The organism is Bradyrhizobium sp. BRP20 (genome assembly GCF_020194215.1).
Taxonomy (GTDB): Bacteria; Pseudomonadota; Alphaproteobacteria; order Rhizobiales; family Xanthobacteraceae; genus Bradyrhizobium; species Bradyrhizobium yuanmingense.
The window spans coordinates 18154-42894 of sequence record NZ_JADYVY010000003.1 but is presented as its reverse complement, the minus strand read 5'-3'; the positions used below and the strand labels follow the sequence as shown (position 1 = coordinate 42894).

The 24741-nt window shown below is 65.1% G+C and carries 22 protein-coding genes; 2 read left to right on the top strand and 20 right to left on the bottom strand.

Translation table 11 applies throughout. From position 1 onward, the window contains the following. Nucleotides 1–7 precede the first annotated feature (7 nt). Nucleotides 8–592, bottom strand: a complete 585-nt coding sequence (locus I6F33_RS09215; protein ID WP_036027459.1) for a LysE family translocator — start codon at nucleotides 590–592, stop codon at nucleotides 8–10. 239 nt (nucleotides 593–831) lie between these two features. Between I6F33_RS09215 and I6F33_RS09210 the strand changes: the two genes are divergently transcribed. Further along, nucleotides 832–2346 carry an ATP-binding protein gene (locus I6F33_RS09210; RefSeq protein WP_225123905.1) on the top strand — a complete coding sequence of 505 codons (1515 nt, stop codon included), beginning with the start codon at nucleotides 832–834 and terminating at the stop codon, nucleotides 2344–2346. A 3-nt stretch (nucleotides 2347–2349) separates the two neighbouring features. Here the strand turns inward: I6F33_RS09210 and I6F33_RS09205 are convergent, their stop codons facing one another. The 8 genes from I6F33_RS09205 to I6F33_RS09170 all read right to left on the bottom strand — a co-directional run bounded on the left by I6F33_RS09205 (nucleotide 2350) and on the right by I6F33_RS09170 (nucleotide 10232). Beyond that, the gene (locus I6F33_RS09205; protein ID WP_225142114.1) at nucleotides 2350–3087 is read right to left on the bottom strand and encodes an ABC transporter ATP-binding protein; all 738 of its coding nucleotides are present in this window, start codon (nucleotides 3085–3087) and stop codon (nucleotides 2350–2352) included. After that, a complete protein-coding gene (locus I6F33_RS09200) occupies nucleotides 3084–3932 on the bottom strand; it encodes an ABC transporter ATP-binding protein (RefSeq protein WP_225112053.1) in 849 nt (282 codons plus the stop codon). Before I6F33_RS09200 ends, I6F33_RS09205 begins: the two co-directional genes overlap by 4 nt. Continuing rightward, nucleotides 3932–5755: an ABC transporter permease gene (locus I6F33_RS09195; RefSeq protein ID WP_225142113.1), complete on the bottom strand. Its 1824-nt coding sequence runs from the start codon at nucleotides 5753–5755 to the stop codon at nucleotides 3932–3934. The genes I6F33_RS09200 and I6F33_RS09195 overlap by 1 nt, the downstream gene beginning before the upstream one ends. A 54-nt stretch (nucleotides 5756–5809) precedes the next feature. Continuing rightward, nucleotides 5810–6967, bottom strand: a complete 1158-nt coding sequence (locus tag I6F33_RS09190) for an ABC transporter substrate-binding protein (protein WP_225142112.1) — start codon at nucleotides 6965–6967, stop codon at nucleotides 5810–5812. A 58-nt stretch (nucleotides 6968–7025) separates the two neighbouring features. Beyond that, nucleotides 7026–7601 (bottom strand): alkylhydroperoxidase domain protein, encoded by a 576-nt coding sequence (locus I6F33_RS09185; protein WP_036027469.1) that lies wholly within the window; start codon nucleotides 7599–7601, stop codon nucleotides 7026–7028. 11 nt (nucleotides 7602–7612) lie between these two features. Beyond that, nucleotides 7613–8212 carry a CMD domain protein gene (locus I6F33_RS09180; RefSeq protein WP_225142484.1) on the bottom strand — a complete coding sequence of 200 codons (600 nt, stop codon included), beginning with the start codon at nucleotides 8210–8212 and terminating at the stop codon, nucleotides 7613–7615. Nucleotides 8213–8250: 38 nt separating this feature from the next. Further along, nucleotides 8251–9288 (bottom strand): putative FMN-dependent luciferase-like monooxygenase, encoded by a 1038-nt coding sequence (locus I6F33_RS09175; RefSeq protein ID WP_225142111.1) that lies wholly within the window; start codon nucleotides 9286–9288, stop codon nucleotides 8251–8253. 161 nt (nucleotides 9289–9449) lie between these two features. Further along, on the bottom strand, nucleotides 9450–10232 hold the full coding sequence (locus I6F33_RS09170; protein ID WP_036027487.1) for a MetQ/NlpA family ABC transporter substrate-binding protein: 783 nt from the start codon (nucleotides 10230–10232) through the stop codon (nucleotides 9450–9452). Nucleotides 10233–10565: 333 nt separating this feature from the next. Here I6F33_RS09170 and I6F33_RS09165 point away from each other — a divergent pair, with 333 nt between their 5' ends. Next, entirely contained in the window at nucleotides 10566–12353 is a 1788-nt protein-coding gene (locus I6F33_RS09165) for a peptide ABC transporter substrate-binding protein (RefSeq protein WP_225142110.1), read from the top strand. Between the two features lie 284 nt (nucleotides 12354–12637). On the opposite strand, the gene I6F33_RS38460 is transcribed toward I6F33_RS09165, so the two are convergent. The 11 genes from I6F33_RS38460 to I6F33_RS09110 form a co-directional block, all read right to left on the bottom strand. After that, entirely contained in the window at nucleotides 12638–12916 is a 279-nt protein-coding gene (locus I6F33_RS38460; RefSeq protein ID WP_036006918.1) for a DUF2934 domain-containing protein, read from the bottom strand. A gap of 129 nt (nucleotides 12917–13045) precedes the next feature. Next, a complete protein-coding gene (locus I6F33_RS09155) occupies nucleotides 13046–13231 on the bottom strand; it encodes a hypothetical protein (RefSeq protein ID WP_074447556.1) in 186 nt (61 codons plus the stop codon). Next, nucleotides 13228–13389 (bottom strand): DUF2934 domain-containing protein, encoded by a 162-nt coding sequence (locus tag I6F33_RS09150; protein ID WP_074447557.1) that lies wholly within the window; start codon nucleotides 13387–13389, stop codon nucleotides 13228–13230. Before I6F33_RS09150 ends, I6F33_RS09155 begins: the two co-directional genes overlap by 4 nt. Nucleotides 13390–13681: 292 nt before the next feature. Continuing rightward, the gene (locus I6F33_RS09145) at nucleotides 13682–15706 is read right to left on the bottom strand and encodes a S8 family serine peptidase (protein WP_225142109.1); all 2025 of its coding nucleotides are present in this window, start codon (nucleotides 15704–15706) and stop codon (nucleotides 13682–13684) included. A gap of 47 nt (nucleotides 15707–15753) precedes the next feature. After that, nucleotides 15754–15984, bottom strand: coding sequence for a hypothetical protein (locus I6F33_RS09140; protein ID WP_225142108.1), 231 nt, complete (start codon nucleotides 15982–15984; stop codon nucleotides 15754–15756). A gap of 61 nt (nucleotides 15985–16045) precedes the next feature. Further along, nucleotides 16046–17194 (bottom strand): hypothetical protein, encoded by a 1149-nt coding sequence (locus I6F33_RS09135; protein ID WP_225142107.1) that lies wholly within the window; start codon nucleotides 17192–17194, stop codon nucleotides 16046–16048. 97 nt (nucleotides 17195–17291) lie between these two features. Further along, on the bottom strand, nucleotides 17292–18116 hold the full coding sequence (locus I6F33_RS09130) for a BTAD domain-containing putative transcriptional regulator (RefSeq protein ID WP_050996197.1): 825 nt from the start codon (nucleotides 18114–18116) through the stop codon (nucleotides 17292–17294). 449 nt (nucleotides 18117–18565) lie between these two features. Then, nucleotides 18566–19741 (bottom strand): Gfo/Idh/MocA family protein, encoded by a 1176-nt coding sequence (locus I6F33_RS09125; RefSeq protein ID WP_225142105.1) that lies wholly within the window; start codon nucleotides 19739–19741, stop codon nucleotides 18566–18568. Nucleotides 19742–19756: 15 nt separating this feature from the next. After that, nucleotides 19757–20812 (bottom strand): sugar phosphate isomerase/epimerase, encoded by a 1056-nt coding sequence (locus tag I6F33_RS09120; RefSeq protein WP_225142103.1) that lies wholly within the window; start codon nucleotides 20810–20812, stop codon nucleotides 19757–19759. 140 nt (nucleotides 20813–20952) lie between these two features. Beyond that, nucleotides 20953–23073, bottom strand: coding sequence for a glucans biosynthesis glucosyltransferase MdoH (mdoH, locus tag I6F33_RS09115; protein ID WP_225142482.1), 2121 nt, complete (start codon nucleotides 23071–23073; stop codon nucleotides 20953–20955). Further along, nucleotides 23061–24566: a glucan biosynthesis protein G gene (locus I6F33_RS09110; RefSeq protein WP_225142101.1), complete on the bottom strand. Its 1506-nt coding sequence runs from the start codon at nucleotides 24564–24566 to the stop codon at nucleotides 23061–23063. Before I6F33_RS09110 ends, mdoH begins: the two co-directional genes overlap by 13 nt. Between the last annotated feature and the right edge of the window lie 175 nt (nucleotides 24567–24741).

Here is a 24741-nt window from a genome sequence, read left to right as displayed (position 1 = left end):
GGTCCGCTCAGGCAACCAGGAAGGATTGCAGCCAGATCAGGCCGGTCACGGCGACCAGCGTAACCGCGCCGGTGCGCGTGACGAGGTCAGGGCGCCCGAGGCGACGGGCGCCGCGGCCGAGCGTTGCGCCGAGAATGATCCACGCGGCGCCGGCGGTGAGAATCTGCAGCACGATCACGCCGAGCCACGGCAGCAGTTCGAGCGGCCCGGCCCCAAGCGGCAGCAGCAGGAACGCGAAGACCAGTGCTTTCGGGTTGAGCAGCGTCGTCAGCAGCACCTGGCCGAACGTCACCGCAGCGCCGTCGCGCAGCTCGCGCGTATTGACGCGCCAGAGCATGACCGCGAGGCACAGGATGTAGATGGTCACGGCGACGCGGAGCAGCAGCGCCGCAATCGGGATGTCGCTGATGACCGGACCGAGCGCCAGCCGCAGCACCGCGATCGCCAGCAGATAGCCGCACAGCTCCGCCGCAAGCAGATGAAGGGAGCGCGAGATGCCCGCTCCGGCCCCCGATGTCGCCAGCAGGGTGTTGGTCGGCCCCGGCACCGCCAGCAGGAAATAGGTCGCCGTGAAGAAGGTCAGAAAGGTCATACGGCCGGATAGCAGCTCTCGAACCCGTCGATCTTGATCTGCGTCATTTGGCCGAGCGATGGCGGTCTGCATCATCTTCCCCGAGCTGAGGCCTTTCGGCACCGGGTTCCTGCCGCTCACGGCGGAGCTTGCCGGTTTTGGCGTGGGCAACACCATCTGATTCGTGCTGGAGCGCTCGACGCGCCGCGGCTGGATTGATAAGCCGCTGTCCGCGAATGACGGGACTTTGAGTCGGGGACATGACGGTTGCGATCGAGATGGGGCAGACCACGGCAGGCGCCGCGGCCGCCATGGACCTCGAGGAACTGCTCGCGACCCGTCTCCTAGTGCAGGGCAATTCGGGCTCCGGCAAGTCGCATCTCTTGCGGCGGCTGCTGGAACAGAGCGCCCCCTGGGTGCAGCAGGCCATCATCGACCCCGAGGGCGACTTCGTCACGCTGGCCGAGCGCTTCGGCCATCTGGTGATCGAGGCCGAGGATCACACCGAGCGCGGCCTCCAGGTCGCGGGCGAGCGCGCACGGCTGCATCGCGTCTCCACCGTGCTCAATCTCGAAGGTCTCGACGCCGAGAACCAGATGCGGCGCGCGGCTGCGTTCCTTGGCGGGATGTTCGACGTCGACCGCGATCATTGGTACCCGATGCTCGTCGTCGTCGACGAAGCGCAGCTGTTTGCGCCCGCGGTGGCGGGCGAAGTCTCGGACGAAGCACGCAAGCTCTCGCTCGGCGCCATGACCAATCTGATGTGCCGCGGCCGCAAGCGCGGGCTTGCCGGCATCATCGCAACCCAGCGCCTGGCCAAGCTCGCCAAGAACGTCGCGGCCGAAGCCTCGAACTTCCTGATGGGGCGGACCTTCCTCGACATCGACATGGCCCGCGCCGCCGACCTGCTCGGCATGGAGCGGCGGCAGGCGGAAGCCTTCCGCGATCTCGAGCGCGGTCAGTTCATGGCGCTGGGACCTGCGTTGTCGCGCCGACCGCTGCGCCTCAACATCGGCCCGACCGAGACCAGCCCGCGCAATTCGACACCGCGGCTGATGCCGCTGCCGGAAGCCACGCTTGAAGATGCCCGCGCGGTCATCCTCGCCGCACCGCCGCCCGATGCCAGCCGGCCGCAGCGACGGCCGGCGCCGGATCTGCTCGAGCAGCTTCGCGCGGCGAAGGCCGCCGCGGTGCCGGAGATTCGGGCCGAAGTGGTCGAGGCTCCCGTCAGTGCCGAAGAGCTCGCCGAGCGGCGCGAGCGCGTGGATCGCACGCTGCGTGCCGTGATGGCCGAGCCCGATGCCGGCTTCCGCGCCATCGGCGTGCTCTATCAGGAGTTCGTGGTCCGCTGCCGCATCGAGGGCCTAGGGGCGGCGGTGCCCGATCTCAACGAATTCCGGCGCATGCTGACGCATGCGCGCGCCGGGCTCGGGACGGATCTCACCGAAGACGACGCCTGGCAGGACGTGGCGCTGCGCGCCTCGATCCTGCCCGACGACATGCAGGGCGTGTTCATGATGATCGCGCGCGCGGCGAAGGAAGGCTGGCCCTGCCCCGGCGATGCCGCGATCGCCCGCGCCTACGGCTCGCACTCGCTGCGCCGCGCGCAGCGCCTGCTCGGCTACATGGAGGAGCAGGGCCTGATCGTCGTCCAGCTCGACGGCGGCGGCCGCCGGATCGTGACGCTGGTGGAGCTCGCCTGGGCGACCGCGCCGGGCGATCCCAACGGCGATGATCAGCCGGCGGAGCAGGTCGCAAGCGCGGCGTCGGCTTGAGCGTCAGGCCGCCTCGGAGCCGCCGAGATAGGCGTCGCGGATGCGGGGGTCGTCCTTCAGTGCGCGCGCGGGGCCAGACAGCACGATCTTGCCGGTCTGCAGCACATAGGCCTCGTGCGCGATCTCGAGCGCGAGGCTGGCGTTCTGCTCAACCATGAAAACCGAGACGCCCGCCTGGTTGATGCTGCGGATCAGCTCCAGCACGCGATCGACATAAAGCGGCGACAGGCCCATGGTCGGCTCGTCCATCACGATCATGCGCGGGCGGCTCATCAGCGCGCGCGCCATCGCCACCATCTGCTGCTCGCCGCCGGACAGCGAGCCGGCGCGCTGCGACAGCCGCTGGCCGAGCTTCGGGAACAGCGTCAACATCCTGTCGAGATCCTGCGCAATGGCGTCGCGGTCGTTGCGCACGAACGCGCCCATCAGGATGTTCTCGCGCACGCTCATGTCGGCGAACAGCCGCCGCGCCTCCGGCACCGAGGCGATGCCGCGGCGGACGGTCTGCGGCGTGGTGAGCCCGATCAGCGAAGCGCCGTCGAACGTCACCTCGCCCGAGCGTGGCTTCACTAGGCCTAAGATGATCTTCATCGTCGTCGACTTGCCGCTCGCGTTGCCACCGAGCAGGCAGACGATGTGGCCGCGCGCCACCGTGATCGACAGGTCGAAATGCACCTGGGCCTGGCCGTAGAAGGTGTTGACATCAGACAAAGCCAGCAGCGCTTCGGGTGCGCTCGTCATGCCGCGCTCTCCTGTTCCGCCGTCCCTGACAGGCCGTGACCGAGATAGGCCTCGATCACCTTGGGATCGGTCCGCACCTGCTCGCCCGGCCCTTCCGCGATCTTCTTGCCCTCGTCCATGACGATGACGCGGTCGGACAGGCGCATCACCATCTCCAGCTTGTGCTCGATCAGCAGGATGGTCAGCCCTTCGGCTTTCAATTCGGCGACGAGCCCCTGCATCTCCGCGGTCTCGGTCGGATTCATGCCGGCGGTGGGCTCGTCGAGCAGCAGCAGCCGCGGCTTCAGCGCGAGCGCACGCGCGATCTCGACGCGGCGGCGGTTGGCGTAGGAGAGGCTATAGGCGGGCTGGTCGATGCGCGGCAGCAGCCGTTCGCCGAAACGCGCGAGGATCGCTTTGACCTCCTCACGCAGCCGCTCCTCCTCGGCCCTGACGCGCGAGGGACGCAGCAGGGCCAGACCCAATTCCAGCAGCGGGCCGATCACCGGCACGGCCGGCTTCACCGCGCGCAGCCGCGTGTGCGCGCCGATCAGGACATTGTCCATGACGCTGAGATTGCCGAACACGCGGCCGAGCTGGAAGGTGCGCGCGATGCCTTCGGCCGCGAGCCGCTCCGGGGACAGGCCGGTGATGTCCTGCCCTTCGAAGCTGACGGTGCCGGCATCCGGCCGGTCAAGCCCGGTGACGAGATTGAACAGCGTCGTCTTGCCGGCACCATTCGGGCCGATGATGCTGATCAGTTCGCCCTTGGCGAGATCGAGGTCGATCGTATCGACCGCGGTGAGGCCGCCGAAACGGCGCGTCAGGCCGCGCAGGGACAGCATGGCGTGAAGCTGCTTCTCCATCAGACCGTTCCCAACAGGCCCTGCGGCCTGAACCGCACCAGCAGTAAGAGAACGATGCCGTAGATCAGGATGCGGTACTCGGCCGCGATCCGGAACACCTCGGGCAGGCCGACCAGCGCGACCGACCCGACGATCGCGCCGACGACGTTGCCGAGGCCGCCGAGGATCACGACGGTCAGCGCCAGGATGGATTGCTGCGTGTTGAAGGTCTCGTGGTTGATGTAGGAATAAAGATGCGCGGCGATGCCGCCGCTGACGCCGGCGGCGAAGCCGCCGAAGATGAAGGCGAGCGACTTGTAGCGGTTCAGGCTGAGGCCATAGGCGCGCGCGGCGATGTCGTCGTCGCGGATGGCACGAAAGCTGCGGCCGAGATGCGAGGTGAGCAGCCGCCCCTGCAACAGCGCGAGCACGACCATGACCGCAAGGCTGAACCAATAGACCGAGGTCGGGCTGATCAGGTCATAGCCGAACAGAGCCAGCGGCGGAATGCCGGAGATGCCGATCGGGCCGCGCGTCACGCTCTCCCAGTTCAGGATCACCAGCGCCACGATCTCGCCGATCGCGAGCGTCGCGATCGACACGTAATGCCCGCGCAGGCGGAAGGACGGCGAGATCAGGAGCGTGCCGAGCGCGGCGCTCATCAGGCCACCGCCGATGACGGCAAGTCCGGCCGGAACGGCCAGCGTCAGCGACAGCAATGCGGAGGTGTAGGCGCCGATCGCAAGCAGCGCAGCATGCCCGAGAGAGACCTGCCCCATCGTGCCCGCAACCAGCGTCAGGCTGAGCGCGAGCATACCGAGCAGCCAGGCGTTGATCAGGGTCTGGAGCACGTAGAAGGACACCGGAAACAGCGGCAGGATCGCAAAGCCGGCAACGGCGGCCAACAGCGCCCAGCGCGGAATATTGACCGGGCGGCTCGGCGCGATGAACGTGCCGGTGAGCGGCTCGGGCGGCGCCTGCCGTGCGCTGACGAACAGGCCGTTCGGCCGCAGCACGAGCACGACGACGAGCAGCAGGAACGCGAACAGATTGCGGTAGCTGGTGCCGAGCACGGCGACGCCGTAGCTCTCGACCAGCCCGAGCAGCAGGCTACCGATCACCGCGCCCGGCACGTTGCCGGCGCCGCCGACGACTTCCGCGACGACGCCCTTGAGCGTCGCCTGAAGGCTCATCGCCGTGTCGATCTGGTTGTAGTACATGCCGACCAGCATGCCGGAGACGCCGCCGAGCGCCGCCGCGATACCGAACACCGCTTGATTGACCCGGTTGACGTCGACGCCCATCTGCATGGCGGCGTCGCGGTCCTGTGCCGTGGCACGCACGGCCCAGCCGAGCTTGGTGTAACGCAGGAACACGAACAGCAGCAGCGCGCTGGTGAGGCCGACGCCGGCAATGAGCAGATCAAGCGGCCCGATCGTCCCGCCACCGACCTGGAAGCGGACATCGGGCAACTGGCTCGGCAACGCGCGCGGATTGGGCGAGAAGATCAGCATCACCAGTTGGTCGAGCACGAAGCTGATGCCGATGGTCGCGAGCAGCGGCGCGATGCGCACCGAGTTTTGCAGCGGCCGTAGACCGAACCGCTCGATGATCAGACCGACGATCGCCGCCGCCACGGCGACCACGATGATGGTGAGAGGCAGCGGCGTGTGCAGCTGCACCACCGCGATCCAGCCGATATAGGCGCCGACCAGATAGATCGACCCTTGCGCGAAGTTGATCAGCCGGCTGACGCCGAAGATCAGCGCAAGCCCGACTGCAACGAGCGCGTAGACATTGCCGACGATCAGCCCGTTGATGGTGTGGTCGAGCCAGGAGGACACGCAGCATTCCTAATCAGGGAGAAAGCGGCCGGAGCGATCGCTTCGGCCATCACATCAGGTCGGCTTGCCGTCCCAGAGCGCGAACTGGCCCTTGCGCACGACGAGCTCGGCATTCATCGCGCCCTTGACGCGGCGGCTCTCGACGTCGAACGTCGCCTGACCGAAGATGACGCTGGAGACGTCCTTCACCTTGGCGAAGGCATCGCGGATGGCGCGGCGGTCGGTGCCGCCGATCTTCACCACGGCAGCGGCCATGTTCATCGCGTCATAGGAATAGGCGTTGAAGGCGTCGGGCTCCTGCCCGTTGTACTTGGCCTTGAAGCCGTCGATGAACTTCCTCACCTCGGGCCGCGGATCTTGCGGGAAATAGCGCGTGCCGAGATGGACGTCCTCGACCGCCTCGCCCCCGAGCTCGATGAATTTCGGCGAGTACACCGAGCTGGCCGCGCAGATCGTCTGCTTCAGGCCGACCTGGCGGGCCTGGCGCGCGATCAGCGCGCCGTCGGAATAATAGGAGATCAGGATCAGGCCGTCCGGGCTGGCGTCGCGCACGCGCACCAGAGTGGAGCGGAAGTCGCGTTCCTCCGCGATGTAGCCCTCGGTGATCGCGACCTCGGCGCCGTATTCCTTGGCCGCCTTGACGAAATGATCGCGGCTGGTGCGGCCCCAATCGGTGTTGAGGTGCAGCACCGCAAGCTTCTTCAGACCGAGCCGCCTGACGGCGTAGGACGCCAGCAGCGGCTGCTCGTCGGCCTGGCTCACGGACGTGCTCCACATGAAGTCACCGCCCTTGGTGAAGTCGGGGTGCGAATTGGTGAAGCCGAACTGCACCAGGCCGCCGCGCTGATAGATCGGGGAGGCCGCCATCGAGGCGGGACTGGAGAAATCGCCGAGCTCCATGACGATGCGGGGATCGGAGACGAATTTCTGGGCGATCGCGACCGACTGGCGCGGATCGCTCTGGCTGTCCTCGAACTGGTAGGCGAGCTTGCGGCCGTTGATGCCGCCGGCGGCGTGAATCTCGTCGAGCGCGAGATCAAAGCCCTGCTTCCACTGCGCGCCATATTGCGCGTTCGGTCCCGTGAGGGGGCCGCTGACGCCGAGCAGGATCGGTTCGGCGGATTGCGCCCATGCGGCGCGCGAGAAGGCCGTGCCCGCCATCATGGCGGCGAGCGAACCTTTGACCAGGGTACGGCGATCGATGTTGCTCATTCACGGCTCCATCCATTCAATGTTGATACAGCAGCAATTCTCGTGCCGGTGAGATTGCCTATTTCGAGGGCTCGCCGAGCGACAGCATCAGCCGGTTCGCCCAGTTGAAGAACGCGGCGCCGTTGATGACGTCGACGATCTCGGCGTCGTCGAGACCGGCGCGGCGCAGCTCGGCGATATTGTCAGGCCCGAATGCGATCGGCGTTGCGGCCAACGCCACCGAGGCCTTGACCACCGCATTCCAGCGCTCACCGAGATCGGCCCCAACGCCCTCGTCAAGCAGACGCTGCACGTCGTCGCGGCGCTTGGAATAGGTGCTGGCGAAGCGCGCATGCACGGAGGCGCAATAGATGCAGCCGTTGTAGCGCGAGGTCGCCGCAGCGGCGAGCTCGCGCTCGGCGCGCGGCAGGCCGTCGGCGACGTTGTAGAAGATGTCCTTGTCGGTCTTGGTGCGGGCTTCCAGCACTTCGGGATCGCGCACCAAGAGACGAAAATATTCCGACTTGGCGCGGGCGCGGTCGACGAGGCCGGCGTAGTGCCGCTCGGTCAGCTCGGCCTCGGGCAGCGGGTCGATCCACGAGACCCAGCCGAGCTCGTCCTGGGTGAAGGCGACGGGCGGATTGACGGTGCTCATGATTGGACCTCCTACGCGTTCGCTGCGGCGAGCGTGCGCAGGCCGCTGACGACGCGCACCTGGAACGACAGGAACGCAACGAGCTGGGACAACGTGACGATGCCGGTGGATGACCAGCCGGCAGCCAGTAGCGCCTTCATGTCGGCGGACGCGGCATCGCGCGGGTGGAAGAGAAGCAGATGCGCGTGCTCCAATGCTGCGACCAGCCTGGCGCCGAGGACAGGCTTGCGCTCCGCGCTGACGCGATAGATCAAGCCGGCCTTGTTCTCGATCGACAACGGACCGGCCGGATAGGCGCCGTATGGGCCGGAGGTCTTGCCGCGCTCGATCTCGGCGTTGATCGCATCGAGCAGAGGCGCGCCATCCGCAGTCGCGGCAAGCTTGTCGCGATAGAAGGCGGCGACGGGGGACTCGCCATGGAGCCCGGTCGCGAAGGCCGCGACCACCGCGCGCTCGGCAAGCGAAAAATCGCCGGCGTCCACCGGCTCGAACAAAGCGAGATAGCTCTTCTGCGCATTCTCGCGCGCCTGCAGGCGGCGCGCGCGGATGGCGTCGAGTGTGGAGCCGGGCTCGATCCCGGCGAGCGTGTCGATGATGTCTTGCGTTCCCATCATTCAGCCTCGTGCAACGCGTTTTTCGTTCATTCCGGCTAACCTGCGAGGGCAATGTCTTTGGCGGCCGTCCGGGTCCAGCCCAGCACTGGGGCGACCTTGTCGGCGACGAGCTCGATGGAGCGCAGGACGTCAGCATGCGGCGCATCGACCGAATGCACCTGGAAGACGAGATCGGTCACCCGTTCCAGCGTGGCGTCGGCGCGGAGCGAGGCAATGACGTGGTCGGCATCGCCGACATGGGTGTCGAACGCGGTGATCATCTCCTCCAGCGTCTCGCCCGGAGGGGGATGTCCGCCCTTCATGAATTGCGGCAGCGCGCGGCGCAGTCCGATATCGGCGAGGCGCAGCGCCTCGCGATGGTCGTCGGCAACGAAGATGCTGCGCGAGGCCATGATGCGCGGCTCGCAGCCCGGCGGCAGCGCGGCGAGATAGGCATCGATGATCGGGTTCTGGATCTCGGCGAGCGTCGCGTTCGGCGCGTCCTTGGCCCGTGGCTGCGTGCGCGAGAGCAGGAGGCCGTCGCCGGCCTTGCCGGCGCGGGCGCCGCCGGCAACGGAGAACGTCGCCTGCCAGATGCGCTTATCCAGTTGCGGCCGCTGCGGATAGAGCGTGTCGCCGCCATTGAGCGGCTCGCCGGTCAGGGCCTTGCGGACGATGTTCAAATTGCGGGCAAAGATCTCGTTGCGCTGGGCGCTGTCGAGGCCGAAAGCGGCGAAGGCCGACGGATTGCCGCCGGTGCCGACGCCGAGCTCGAAGCGGCCGTTGCAGAGAAGATCGAGCACCGCGGCGTCCTCCGCCACCCGCACCGCGTTCTCCAGCGGCAGCGTGACGATGCCGGTGCCGAGGCGGATGCGCGAGGTCTGCGCGGCGACATAACCCAGGAACGTGAAGGGCGACGGCAGGCCGCCCTCGCGCTCATGGAAATGATGCTGAGCGATCCACGCGGAATCGAGCCCGGCCTTCTCGGCGCGCACGATCTGCTCGGCGGCGAAGCGATAGCGGTCCGCCGCCGGCGCCTCGTCGAGCAGCCGCGTGAAGAAGCCCAGGCGTTTCAGGTTGGTAAAGCGTTTCATACGATCCCTGTCGGGCGAGGATGGGCCCCGATGATGTCGGTTGCCGCAGTTCCCGACAAGCGGGCATTACGCAGGGCACATACGCAAGGCACATACGCAAGCCCCATACGCAGGGCTGCCCGCCGGATCGCCCTAATGTGGACTCTGGGCGGGCAGATTGCCTACCAGCTCGGCAGCACCGCGCCCTTGAACTTGGTCAGGACGAACTCCTTGACCTCAGGCGTGTGGTAGCTGTCCACGAGGATCTTGACCCAAGGCTTGTCCTTGTCGGCGCTGCGCACCGCGATCAGGTTGACATAGGGCCCCTTCGGGTCCTCGCGCAGGATCGGATCCTTGACCGGATCGAGGCCCGCCTGGGTTGCATAGTTGGTGTTGATCGCGGCGGCATCGACGTCGTCGAGCGCGCGCGGGGCCTGCGCCGCGTCGACCTCGATGAACTTCAGCTTCTTGGGATTGTCGGTGATGTCGAGCACGGTCGGCTTGAAGCCGGTGCCGTCCTTCAGCTTGATCACGCCCTTGTCGCGCAGCAGCAGCAGCACGCGGCCGCCATTGGTCGGGTCGTTCGGGATCGAGACCTTGCCGCCCGCGGGGATGTCGCCGAAGGCCTTGTGCTTCTTCGAGTAGACGCCGATCGGGAAGTTCACGGTCAGACCGACGGATTCGATCTTGTAGCCGCGGTCGGCCTTCTGGTTGTCCAGGTAAGGCTGGTTCTGAAACGAATTGGCCTGGATCTCGCCGGCATCGAGCGCGGCGTTCGGCACCACGTAATCGGAGAATTCTAGCAGCTGGATGTCGAGGCCCTGCTTGGCGGCGATCGGCTTCACCGCTTCGAGGATCTGCGCATGCGGCCCGGGCGTCACGCCGATCTTGATGGTCTCGGCCGCGGCTGCGGCGGACCATGCGGCCAGCACGGCAGAGAGAATCAGGGGAAGGCGAAACGGCATCTTGGTCTCCTTAGGTCTTGCGGCAACGGACCCGTATTCCCTTTTCTGCGGTGCGAAATCAATGAAATGGAAATCCATATTGTCCGCGGCTCGGGGCCAGCCTTTCTCCATTCGGCCGCAAACGGAAAACGAATGCAGAGTGCGACAAAGTGCGCGCGCGTAACCCGGATGAAGCGCCGCGCAAGCAGGGCTGCTGCCGCTCGTGGCAAGAATCCCGGATTGCACTTTCGTTCCATCCGCAGCCGGGCCGGCGTCCTTCTCTTTGACTCCACCACGCCCGACGTGCTGAGTTAGCGCGCACTGAGCCGGTGGCGACGAAGTGGGGATCATCCAATGAACGAGAACGAAATCCGCAATCTGGTCGCAGAGGTGAAGCAAGGCACGCTGTCTCGGCGCTCATTCATCAGGACAATGGCCGCGGTCGGAATCGCAGCGCCGATCGCGAGCCAAATCCTGGTCTGGCACGACGTCGCGATGGCTGACGCCACGCTGCCGTACAAGCCGGCCAAGGCCGGCGGCGGCGGCACGCTCAAGATGCTGCTCTGGCAGGCGCCCACCCTGCTCAATCCGCATTTCGCGCTCGGCACCAAGGACCAGATCGCCTCGCGCATCTTCTTCGAGCCGCTCGCCGGCTGGGACAAGGAGGGCAACCTCATCCCCTGCCTCGCCGCCGAGGCGCCGACCAAGGCGAACGGCGGCCTTGCGGCCGACGGCATGAGCGTGATCTGGAAGCTGAAGCGGGGCGTGACCTGGCATGACGGCAAGCCCTTCACCGCCGACGATGTCGTCTTCACCTGGCAATATGCCGCAGATCTCGCCACCGCGGCCTACACCACGGGCTCCTACAAGGACATCAAGGTCGAGAAGATCGACGACCACACCGTCAAGGTGATCTTCCGGGCGCCGACGCCGTTCTGGGCCGATCCGTTCGTCGGCTCGGTCGGGATGATCCTGCCGAAGCATCATTTCGGCGAGTATGTCGGCGCCAAGTCGCGCGAAGCGCCGGGCAATCTGAGGCCGGTCGGCACCGGCCCGTACAAATTCGTCGAGTTCAAGCCCGGCGATATGATCCGCGCCGAGCGCAATCCCGACTATCACATCAAGAACCAGCCGCATTTCGACATGGTCGAGATCAAGGGTGGCGGCGACGCGGTGTCCGCGGCGCGCGCCGTGCTGCAGACCGGCGAGTACGACTTCGCCTGGAACATGCAGGTGGAGGAGGAGGTCCTCAAGCGCATGGAGGCCGGCGGCAAGGGCAAGCTCGAGATCACGCCTTCAGGCAATGTCGAGTTCATCATCCTCAACACGACAGACCCCTGGACCGAGGTCGACGGCGAGCGCTCGAGCGTCAAGACCAAGCATCCGACGCTGTCCGATCCCGCCGTTCGCCGCGCGATCAACTTCCTGATCGACCGCGATTCGATCCAGAAGTTCATCTACGGCCGCGGCGCCATCGCCACCGCGAGCTTCGTCAACGCGCCCAAGCAGTTCAAGTCGCCCAAGCTGAAATACGAATTCGACATCGACAAGGCCAACAAGATCCTCGACGAGGCCGGCTGGACCAAGGGCGCGGACGGCATCCGGGAGAAGGACGGCAAGAAGCTCAAATACGTATTCCAGACCTCGACCAACGCGCCGCGGCAGAAGACGCAGGCCATCATCAAGCAGGCGTGCCAGAAGGCCGGCATCGACATCGAGATCAAGGCGGTCACCGCCTCCGTGTTCTTCTCATCCGACGTCGGCAATCCCGACACCTACTCGAAATTCTATGCCGACATGGAGATGTACAACACCACGCAGCCGCAGCCCGATCCGGAGCGCCTCTTGAACCAGTGCGTGTCCTGGGAGATCGCCACCAAAGACAACAAATGGCTCGGCCGCAACAATTCGCGCTATTCCGACCCCGAAGCCGACAAAGCCTACAAGGCCGCGCAGAACGAGCTCGATCCGGTCAAGCGCGCCGCGCTGCTGATGAAGGTCGACGAGATCTTCTGCGAGGCAAACGTGTTCCTGCCCCTGCTCTCGCGCCACGTCGTCAACGCCGGCGCCAACAATTTGATGATCGACATCTCCGGCTGGGACACCATCACGTGGAACCTGGCGGCGTGGTACCGGACCTGAGGGGCTCGTGAGCGCGCTGATGGTTGCAGCGCAGCGCGGCCGCAGAACGTGACAGCGAATCCTCTCCACTGTGTGCTCCAGATCACAGCGGAATCGCGCACCATCGCCTACAAGGATCGGGCATGGCCGCAAACAAGGTAACGGCGGTACGCACGAGGCTGGGAAGACGATCAACAGCTACGGACTTTGCGACGCCGCCAGGGTGAAGAACCCGGCGGCTTTTTTCTTGCTCGCGCGACCGGCACCTGCGGTCCGCGCGCAGAGGACGGAGATACCGCCCGGCGCTATGAAGCGCCCGAGCTCTTTCGCTCCTCGCGTTCATCTTCGATCTGACGTTCGGCTTCCAGCCAGAACTCCAGCTCGCGATTGCTCGGCCGTCCCGCCTGCTCCCAGAGCTCATAGGCGCGTGTGCGCACCTTGCCACGGCGCATTATGCGAAGCAGCTTTCGTTTCAGTTCCTCCGCGAAGCTCCTGAAGCGTTGTCCGGTGGTTTCATCCCTGACGAGCGAGGCCGCTCGCGTTGCGAGTTCGATCTGGTGCTCTAGCTTCTTCTGCTCGTCCACCACCGAAACTGCCGCGGAAAGAATTGTTGTCGGAGCCGTGCGGACACTAAATTCCTTTCCGGGATGGTCCGTTCCCTGAGGTGCAGCGTTTCGGAAGTGACCAGCCGAGCAGGCATCGGTTGCGCGCCGCTAGTGCCACGTCGTGTCGGCTTCGACGATCACCACCCTGATTTCAGGGTCCTCAGTCGTGTTGCAGGAGCAGGGCATGCCCTCGCCACAGCGGCAGCCGCCGAGCTTCTCGCTCCAGACCCGGAGCGGATGGTTTTCGCAGACCCATCCAAGACCCTGGCAGAATGGGCAGGTCTTGTCGGTCACAGCGTATCCGGCGTCCGCAGCGTGCTCGACCTGTCCTCGTTGCGCAGCTCCTGCTCCGCCGCGTGCCAAAATTCCTCCTCGCGCCCTTCGGGCTTGCCCGCCTGCTCCCACAATTGGTGCGCGCGTTCTCTGATCTCTTGCTCGGTCGGCTCGGACAATTGCACCTCCTGCTTGGAAGCACGGCCCCACCCTGGGGGGTATGGGGGGCTTGGAGGCGGGGCCGTGCAGGCCAGCGATCGGCGGCGATGCTGACCCGCGGAGTCAAGTTTCGATCGGGCGCGAGAGTTCCAAGCTGCGCCTGTGCGGCACGACGCCGCGAAGGAAAATCCAGGACGCGGCAGACAATCCACCATGTTCCCAAGGCGAGCGTCCGCAGCAATTGCCTCAAGGCAGTCGGCACTCGGGGCACAGCTGCTGCTGTGCCCCTTTCTAAGATGCCAAGGACGCGCGTTAGAGCAATCCCACCCTGTGCATGATTTCCCGGATCTGCGCCGGATTCGGATCCACCATCATGGGCGCGACTGCCGCGCCTGCGGTCTGTGCGGGACCGTGAGCGACGGAGCTCGATCCGTTCTTGATCGGATCGACGGACTGCAGATTCATTGCGGCCGCCGTTTGTGCCGGACCGCGCGCCACGTGGATCGCACTGCCGTGCACGGGATCGGCGGACGGCGGCGGCGACCCCACGGGAACCATGCTCGGCGCTTCGACCGACTGCAATCCAAGCAGACGCCGCAACGTTGCCAGCGCAGGGTCGGTTGCGGTAGCGGCGGCGATCACCGGGGCGACGCCGGTTTCCAGGCCGAGTGCCCGCATCACGTTCGGCAATCCCGCGCCGGTCCGATTTGGGTCGCCAAACTGCAGCGGCGTCGCGGTTTCCTTCAGAATTTGGAACAGCCGCTCGACACGGCGTGCGTCGCGATTCTGAAAGTTGCCTTTGGTGAAGTCCGGATGATGCGCCAGCACCAGCGCGGCCAGGCCCGTGACATGGGGAGTCGCCATCGAGGTGCCGTCCCATGCTCCGAAGCCATCGGCGGGAAGCGACGAGACGATCGCCACACCAGGCGCGCAGACGTCGACCTCCGGACCGAAGCAGGAGAACTTTGCCGGAAAATATCCGTCGCGGCTCTGGAAGCCGTCGAGGGCCTGCTGCGAATGATAGCTGTCGTTGGGGAATTCGCCCCACTTGCCGATCGCGGCAACCGCCAGGCAATGCGGCGTCGACGCGGGAAACTGCACCGGCCCCGAGGAATTGCCCGCGGCGATGATGCAGGCCATACCCATTTGCTTGGCCCGGATGATGCGTTCCTCGATAATGCGCGAAGGCTCGCCGCCGCCCAGGCTCATATTGGCAACATCGATGCCATGCTCCATGCAGTAATCGAGCGCGGAGACGAGATCGCTGAACCGGCCGCCGGGGAAGATGCGGCAGACGTGGATTTCCGCCGCGGGAGCGAAGCCGCGGATGCCGCCACCGGCGCCGACGGGTCCGCCAGCGATGATTCCAGCGCAATGCGATCCGTGGCCGATCGTATCGACGGTCCAGGCCGCCTTGTCGGTCCCGACGATACTGGTGCCTGCCGTGATGCCGTGCAGATTGCGATGGGTCGGCGCCAGGCCGGAATCGATGACTGCGATCTTCATGCCGGCGCCATCGAAGGACGGAGGCAGACGATCAAGGCCCATCGCGCGCTCACCCCATCCCATCAATTGCTGGCCGGGGAAATTCCGCAACACCGCGCCGAGCGCCCTGGCAACGATCCGGTTGACGCTGTTAGGAACGAGCTGCGGACGATCGAGCCAGAAGGTCCAGTAGTCGATTTTCGGTTTGACCAGGATCGAGCGGATGGTCTCGGGTCTTTCGCCTTGCAGGGTCACTGTGGCGCGGCCGGTGGCGTCGGTGATGCCTTGGGCCGGCCACATGCTGCCGAACACATAAACCTCGGCTTCAGGCAGCGGACCATCCTGGCCCAGCACTTCGATCGTGGTCGTGAAGCCGTCGGCCAGCGGTGTCAGCACCCCCGGATTGGGCAGCTGCGGCGTGGTCGGATCGAGCATGTAGCTCAGCCGCTCGTCGCGCTCCACCGCGCAACGCTGTCCCGCCTGGGTCTGCAGCAACTTGGCCTTGTCAGGAGTCATCTTGGCGAGGACCAGCGGGCTGAGCGGCACTTGTCCGAGCTCTGCGCTCTGAAATCCGAACAGGCGCGGCGGAGAGACCGTTTTCACCACTTCGATGTCGGGACTGTTGCTGAGCTGCTGAGTCAGGAAATCGACGCTGAAGGTCGCAAGCCCGGGCTGCTGCTGCGGCGCGATCATGAATTGCGCCGGGCGCGGTGCGATCGTTGCGGGCTCCTGCCCCCGTGACGATGATGGAGCGGTGCCCTGGTCCGGAACGGACCCGTTGCCGTTCATCGCGGCTTCGGTCGCGTCGTGCTCGCCCTGCGTGGAAGTTCCTGATTTGCCTTTCGTGGCCATCTGCGGCCTCCTTGATGTTTTGCGTGTCCAATGTTTGCCCACCGACGTCAGTCGGCATCGAATGGCTTCAGCGCTGAATCCGGTTCGACCACCAGCGTGGCAAACGTCGATTTCAGGCGATCGGCCTGTGTCGTCGTCATCGACAGGATGACGACATCGGGTGCGACTTGCGCGACTCGCTTCACGCCGGGTTCACGCTGCAAGTGTTCGTTGAGCTCACCGGATTGGACCGGCTCTCCCTGCACGATGAATTGCTGCGACGCGGTTGAATCGGCCATCTGGTTTCCATTCACGTCTAAGCGCAGAGGGCGGGCTTGCGCCCGCCCCCACGCGTTGGGTCTAGTGCATCGTGCCAGCGGGCTGGCCGGCGTTGAAGACTCCGAGCTGACGGCCGATATCGAGGCCGGTCTGGGCGCCCTGGCCGATCTTCTTCAGCACGCTCCAGAAGCCCTGCAGCTCGATGTCGGAGACCTGCGCCGCCGCGGGCTGCAGGCCGGGCTGGGCGCTGAACACGCCGAGCTGCTTGCCCACATCCAAGCCGGTCTGCACGCCCTGGCCGATCTTCTTCAGCACGCTCCAGAAGCTCTGCAGCTCCATGTCGGAGACTTGCGCCGCCGCGGGTTGCAGGCCGGGCTGGGCGCTGAACACGCCGAGCTGCTTGCCCACATCCAAGCCGGTCTGCACGCCCTGCCCGATCTTCTTCAGCACGCTCCAGAAGCCCTGCAGCTCCATGTCGGAGACCTCCGCCGCCGCGGGCTGCAGGCCGGGCTGGGCGCTGAACACGCCGAGCTGCTTGCCGACGTCCAAGCCGGTCTGCACGCCCTGGCCGATCTTCTTCAGCACGCTCCAGAAGCTCTGCAGCTCCATGTCGGAGACTTGCGCCGCGGCAGGCTGACCGCCGGGGCCGGCACTGAACACGCCGAGCTGGCGACCGATATCGAGGCCGGTCTGGGCACCCTGGCCGATCTTCTTCAGCACGCTCCAGAAGCTCTGCAGCTCGATGTCGGAAACCTGCGCCGCGGCGGGCTCCAAGCCGGGCTGGGCGCTGAACACGCCAAGCTGCTTGCCGACATTCACGCCGGTCTGCACGCCCTGACCGATCTTCTTCAGCACGCTCCAGAAGCTCTGCAGCTCCATGTCGGAAACCTGCGCCGCCGCGGGCTCCAGGCCAGGCTGGGCGCTGAACACGCCGAGCTGCTTGCCGACATTCACGCCGGTCTGCACGCCCTGGCCGATCTTCTTCAGCACGCTCCAGAAGCCCTGCAACTCCATGTCGGAGACCTGCACGGTATCTTGCATGTCCGGACCGGCCGAGAACGGCAGGAAGCCACCACCGATGTTGCCGATCGCGCCGCCGATCTGCTTCCCCTTCTTGCCGCCGAGCAGGTTGCCGATAACGCGTCCGGCCGCGCCGCCGAGGATCGAGCCGAAGATCCCCTGCGGGTCCAATTGGCCGTAGTCCTCAGTCTGTTGCTGAAATCCAGTCATGTTCAAAATCTCCTGATGAAGTGCTTGAGCCGTGAGCGACACGCGCTCCCCACAGGGAGGCGGGATCACTGCGCACGATTGTGCGAGCGGCTGAAGGCTACGACAGGGATCGTGATGCAGGCGTCACGTCGAGCGTGAAAGTTGCGTCAGAATTCTTATCACGAGGCAATTTGAGTGAAGTAGATCTCACAGCGGCTCGGAACGTGTGCCGGATTTCGAGCTGCAGCCGTTCCGTCTCTCGCTCCGGCGCTGCGCGAACCTCGCGCCACAGTACGGAGCGGCAGAGATCGTACTGACGGAGCGCATCGGTCCGGCGGCCTTGCTGCGCGTAACAGCGCATCAAGATGCGATGAATCTCTTCCTGCAACGGGTCGATTGCGAGGATCCGTAGCGCGAGTGCGATCGCGATATCCATGTGTTCGCGCCCGCCGGAGTCGAGCAGGCCCGCAAGCGCCCGCATCGCCTGGGTCCGCAGTCGCTGGCGCTCGGCAGACAGCCAGGCCTCGAATTGGCATGAAGTCGAGCCGATGCCCTCGAGAAGGTCGCCGCGATAAAGCACCGCCGCGCGGGCCAGACGTTCGGGATCCCCTCCCGTCAAAAGCCGCTCGAATTCCCCGACATCGGTGCTGATGCTGTTCGGACAGATGCGTATATCATCGCGATCGGCCAGGATCACATCCGAATATCGCGGCAGCTCACGCCGCAACGTGAGCAGGGCTTGTCGAAGACTGGCGCGCGCGCGATCGCCGAAATGACCGTCCCACAACAGCGTCGCGAGCTTGCCGCGCGAAATGGCGCGAGGAGAACTGAGCGCCACGTAGCCCAGGAGAGTTGCAGCCTTGCGACTGGGGATCAACACCGACTCGCCGGTCGCACACACGACCTCGACACCGCCGAAGAGATTGATCTGGAGCAGCGACATTGTCCTTTTCCTTCGGTCATTGTCTTCTGTCCCTCATTCTTATCCAGGGGCGAACATTCTTCTTATGATCATGATCACTAGGACACGGACAGCGCCGATTGGCCGCACATCGTCGATCAGACCGAATGCTCTTACGGGCACCATACAATCTAGGTTAGACAAAGCAATGGAACTCGCCTTGGCTCCGCGTCAGCAATTTGTGAGAGCGGAAATTTCAGATGTGTGAGGTAGCCCATAGTCAGCATGCAAATTGCAGGCGCCACAATTGCTCGCATTTGATGCATCTTTCGTGCGGACGCCGGACGCCGCAAGCTGTCGCATGACGTGACGCACCGAATGCCGTGCAAGTTGTCCCACTCGACGGTACTCGACAAAGCGAAGTCATCGGTCACGATTGCATCCATATAGAGCAGATCCGTCGACAACGGGTTCGCGGCTTCGCGACCGCCTTACGTCATCCGAACCCAGACGCCATTACCCGCCGACGACTTCACCGCAGCATCGATCAACTTCACGCCGGCGAGGCCATCCTCGACCGTCGGGAAGACGACATCGGGATGCGGCTTTTCACCGGCCGCTGCCGCGCGGATGGCGCGCGCCGCCTCGGCATAGATCGTTGCGAAGCCTTCAAGGTAGCCCTCAGGGTGGCCTGATGGGATGCGGCTAACGCGGGCGGCCTCGCCCATTGCGCCGGCTCCGCCGCGGGTCAGGAGCTGCCTGGGCTTGCCGTAGGGTGTGAACCAGAGATGGTTCGGATTCTCCTGCGCCCATTCGAGGCCGCCTTTGCTGCCGTAGACGCGCAGCGTGAGCCCGTTCTCGTTGCCGACGGCAACCTGACTCGCCCACAGCATGCCCTTGGCGCCGCCCTTCCACTTCAGGAGGATCTGGACATCATCGTCGAGCCGCCGCCCCTCGACGAAGATCGACAATTGGGCGAGCAATTCGTCGAGCTCGAGCCCGCTGACGAAGCAGGCAAGATTGTAAGCATGGGTGCCGATGTCGCCGATGCACCCGCCGGCGCCGGACCGGGACGGGTCGGTGCGCCACGCCGCCTGCTTCTGGCCGGTGGTTTCCAATGGCTCAGTCAGCCAATCCTGCAGATACTCGGCCTTGACGAGACGGATCTCGCCGAGATCGCCATTCGCGACCATGGCGCGCGCTTGCCGGATCATGGGATAGCCGGTGTAATTGTGCGTGACGACGAAGATCCTGCCGGTCTTCCTGACCAGCGCCACCAGTTCCTCGGCCTCGGCCACGGTCGTCGTCAGCGGCTTGTCGCAGATGACGTGGATGCCGGCTTCGAGGAAGGCTTTCGCGACCGGGCGGTGCATGTGGTTGGGCGTCACGATCGCGACCGCCTCGATGCCATCCGCCCTCGCCGCTTCAGCCCGCGCCATCTCCTCGAAGGAGCCATAGGCCCGGTCGTCGGCGATACCGAGCTCCTTTGCGGACGTCTTGGCGCGAACCGGATCCGACGCGAGCGCGCCGGCGACCAGCTCGAACTGGTCGTCGATGCGCGCGGCAATGCGGTGGACGGCACCAATGAAGGCGCCCTGGCCACCGCCGACCATGCCGAGCCGGATACGACGATGGCCGCCGGTTTCGTTGCTTGCTTCGATCGCCATGTTGCACCCTCTTTTTTAGGAGATGCCGAGCATCTTGCGGTTGGCAGCCGCGTCAGCGCCGCTGCCTGCGAAATCGTCGAAGGCTTTCTCCGTCACCCGGATGATATGGTTTCGGATGAACTCGGCGCCCTCGGCCGCGCCTTGCTCGGGATGTTTCAGGGCACACTCCCACTCGAGCACCGCCCAGCTGTCGTAATCGTATTGCGTGAGCTTGGAGAAAATGGCGCCGAAATCGACCTGACCGTCGCCGAGTGAGCGGAAGCGGCCGGCACGGTCGACCCAGCTCTGGAAACCGCCATAGACGCCCTGGCGACCGGTCGGATTGAATTCGGCGTCCTTGACGTGAAACGCCTTAATGCGCTGGTGGTAGATGTCGATGTAGTCGAGATAGTCGAGCTGTTGCAGCACGAAGTGCGAGGGATCGTAGAGCAGGTTCGCGCGCGGATGATTGTTCACCCGCTCGAGAAACATTTCGTAGGAGACACCGTCGTGGAGGTCCTCGCCAGGATGGATCTCATAGGCGAGATCGACACCGTGCTCATCGGCATAGTCGAGGATCGGCCGCCAGCGCTTGGCGAGTTCGTCGAAGGCGGTCTCGATCAGGCCGGCGGGGCGCTGCGGCCAGGGATAGACATAGGGCCAGGCAAGCGCGCCGGAAAACGTTGCCTGGGCCGTCAGCCCGAGCCGCCGGGACGCCAGGATGGCGCGCTTGACCTGATCGACGGCCCATTCCGTGCGGGCCTTGGAATTGCCACGCACGTCCGGCGCGGCGAAGCCGTCGAACGCCGCATCATAGGCCGGGTGAACGGCGACGAGCTGGCCTTGCAGATGGGTCGAAAGCTCGGTGATGGAAAGCCCGTGCCGAGCCGCAACACCCTTCACCTCGTCGGCATAGGTCTGAGACTCCGAGGCTTTGTTCAGGTCGAAGAGCCGCCCATCCCAACTCGGAATCTGAATTCCCTTGTAGCCAAGGGAGGCGGCCCATCCGCATATGGCATCGAGCGAATTGAACGGCGCCGCATCGCCAGCGAACTGAGCGAGGAATATCGCAGGCCCTTTGATCATCTTCATCGCGTGCTTCCTTCCTTAAACGTTTGGGCGCTTTTCCGCGCACTCGGTTCGAGGATGCCGGCCATCAAGGGAGAGAGCAATACCGGACTATGCAACGAGAAAAGCTTCAAACGGCCGCAGGACAGATCCAGGCCGCAGCTTCATCGCTTCTGCAACACGCTGGAAAGCGCCGAACCATCGTTCAAGATCGAGAAGATTTCTCGCGAGGATAGATGCTCTGCGGCCTCCTCGAAAGTTTCGCTTGCATCGACCTTGGCACGGCCGACCGCCAGGTTGGCGTCGACCGTATCGGGCCTGGTGGCGCGAGGAGGCAGCAGCTGCGCGAGGTGGAAGGCCAGGAGCGCGGGGTCTTGGCGCAGCTCCACCAAGGCGGGGCTGCCCCCTACGTCTGCCGACGCGCTGAGTTCGTTCGCTCGCCGCAGCACGGAAGGCGGCTCTCGTTCTTCGGGAGTAACAAACAATCTTCCGGAGGCGGGCATGGCGGTCAGCGCGCCTATGGGAACGGCGAACAGCAGCCCAACGATGACCGGCGACATCCAAAGCAGAAGGGGCACCGAAACCGCGTACGCGCTTGCGGCCATCGCAACGCCGCACAGGGTTGGAATGCCGTACTTCCGATAGAGTTCGCGGCGCTCCACCGTGCCGTCGTCGCGCCTCTGGGTCTGCCAGCCGGCATCGCGGCCGGCCAGAATCTCGACGACGGCGATCGACTGAAAGATCATCATCACCGGCGCCATCAGCGCGGACACGACGATCTCTGCGAGAACTCCGGCCGAAGCACGCAACGCGCCGCCGAACTGGCGTCTCACCGAGCCCCGCATCCAAACGAGGACCAGGCTGAGCAGCTTCGGCAACAGCAGCAACCCCATGGTGGCGACGAACACCCAGATGGCGAGCACGGGATCCTGGGCCGGCCAGGTCGGAAACAACGAGAACCCCTTCGGAAAATACTCCGGCCGCACGAACCGAGCCTGCAGCGAGATCAGCATTCCCAGCAGCAGGAACAGCAGCCACAGCGGCGCCGTCAGATACGCTCCTATGCCCACCATGAAATGGACACGCGATACCCAGTGGAGGCCCCGCGCTGGCACGACAGCCAGATGCTGAAGATTGCCCTGACACCAGCGTCGGTCGCGCGCCGCAAAATCGAGCAGCGAAGGCGGCACCTCTTCGTAGCTCCCGCCGAGCGTCGGCAGCATGTAGATGCCCCACCCGGCCCGCCGCATCAAGGCAGCCTCGACGAAATCGTGGCTCAGGATGTGCCCGCCGAATGGCTTGCGCCCGCGCAACTGCGGCAGCGCGGCCGATTCCGCGAACGCCTTCACCCGGATGATCGCGTTGTGGCCCCAGTAATTACCTTCCGAGCCGTGCCACCAGGCGACGCCGGCGGCGATCATCGGTCCGTAGAGGCGGCCCGCGAATTGCTGGACCCGGCTGAACAGGCTTCGCGCATTCACGACCATGGGGAGCGTCTGGACGAGGCCGGCGCTCGGATTGCTCTCCATGGCATGGACCAGTCGGACGATGGTCTGCCCGCTCATGAGACTGTCGGCGTCGAGCACGATCATGAAGTCGTAGGCGCCGCCGAACCGCGTGATCCACTCGGAGATGTTGCCGGCTTTCCGAGCCGTGTTGTCGGCTCGATGGCGATAGTACAGCCTTGGCGTTCCGACGGCTTGTCGCAGCACGAGGAGCGCTTTTTCCTCGGCGACCCAGATGTCGGGATCGGTGCTGTCGCTCAGAACGTACCAGTCGAACAGCCTTCCTTGGGAGGTCGTCTCCAAGGATTCGATGATCGCGCGAAGCCGCGCCGTCAATCGGTGCGGATCTTCATTGTAGGTGGGAAGCAGCATGGCGGTGCGGCTTGCGATCGCAGGCAACTCCGCCTCTGGCGCGAGGGCGCCTGGACGATGGGCCAGCAGCACGAAGAAGCCGGCCAGCGCGGAGGCGAACGAGAAGGCGACCCAGGCGAGCAAGACCAGGAAGAGCGCCAGCACCATGGCTTCAAGGACGGTGACGCCGCCGACCTGCAGCACGCGATACATCTCATATCCGCCGGCCCCCGTGAGCGCCGCCGTCGAGAGCAGGATGAGGCCGCGCCGCCAGGCCATTGCGGGGGCAACCGGCGCAGGAATACGGTCGGGTACCAGGCTTTTTCCGAGGTCGCCAGGAGCCATCGGAAGGGGGGCCTCCGTCGGCAGCAGGCGCTGGGTCGCGATATCGCCGGCAATCGGCCGCGGTGCCGTGCTCAGGGTGCCCATCGGTAGACCCAGACTTCCGACAAGGGCTTGTCGCCTTCTGCCAGAAATGCCCGCAGCTCGATCGGCTCGCTTTTCACCTGGCACTGGAAGCTGAGCCGCCACCCACCGGTGTAGGGATTAGGCTGCGTGACGATGTTCTTCACCTCAGACTTCCCCGCCGACACCACGCCTTTGACAGCGGCAGGATCGACGCCCTTGAGGTTGTCGCCATGCAGATCGAGCACGAACAGGCGCGCATCTCCGCCCCTCGCCCCTATCCCGCTTCGCGTAAATCTGGCCAGCGAATGCGGCTTCGGGCTATCTGGCCCCCAATGCAGCCGATAGGTGTAGTTGTGTTCGCCCTTGGCCTGGAGCGGGCTTTTCGGGCGCCAGAATGCGGCAATGTTGTCGTGGATCTCCTCCTTGGTCGGGATCTCGAACAGCACGACGCCGCCCTCGCCCCAATCGCCGATCGGCTCCATCCAGAGACTTGGACGTTTTTCGAAACTGGATTCGATGTCCTGGTAGGCGAAGAAGTTTCTCTCCCGCTGCATCAGCCCGAAGCCACGCGGATTGAGATCCTGGAAGGTGCTGATCTGGAGATCGCGGGGATTGCTGAGCGGCCGCCAGAGGCTTTCGCCCTTCCCGTTGAAGATCGCAAGGCCATCGGAATCGTGGACGGAGGGGCGGAAATCGTCGATGTCGTTGCGGTCGTTCGGACCGTAGTAGAACATGCTGGTCATGGGCGCGAGCCCGGCCCGCGGCATCTCGACGCGCGGGTAGACCGACATCTCGACGTCGAAGACCGTCGTCTCCCCGGGGCGCACGGTGAACCGGTAGCTCGCGGTGCAGCTCCTGCTGTCGAGCAGAGCATGAATCACCAACGAGGTCGCACCCGGCGCCGGCCGTTCGAGCCAGAACGTCTTGAAGAGCGGAAATTCCTCGCCCTTGGCTTCGCCCGTATCGATCGACAGCCCCCTCGCGGAAAGCCCGTAGGTCTGCCCCTTGGCCACGGCGCGGAAATAGCTCGCACCTAGGAAGACGCAGACCTCGTCGTAATAGTCGGGACGGTTCATCGGCGCATGGATGCGGAAGCCCGCGAACCCGAGATCGCTGTCCTCGAACGGCGGGACCTTCTCGCCGAAGGAGAAGTCCGCCTTGCGGTACTTGAGCTCGGATGCCTTTCCGTCCGCGACCTCGAAGATGTTTACTCTGTTCTTGTAGAAGAAGCCGCGGTGGAAAAACTGCGCCTCGAACGGAAGATTCTTGCCGCGCCAGAGCGCCCGCTCGGGCAAAAAGCGGATCGAACGATACTGATCGTAGTCCAGGTCCTTCAATCCGCCCGGGAGCTTCTCGTCCGGCGCCTCGTACGGCTTGCCCGCCAGCCTCCGCGCCAGGTCCCTCACGGTGGACGGCCCGAACATGTCATCCGAAGGGGCGGCCAGACTGCATCGGGAAGCAAGCAGCAACGCCGGCAGCACTGCCGACCCTTGAACAAGCTGGCGTCGGTTCACGTGCTCTCCCCGATCGTTACTGCTGCCCCGGCCAAGCAAACGACCATCACGCCCACGAGTTCCAGCCCGTCCGGCGCCCAACTCGAGGAGCGGCCAAATAGAGGTAAGCTAAATGCCCAAACCGGATGAAATTCGCCGTCCGGCAGTGTGCCTGGTGCAAGCGCTGGCGATCGGC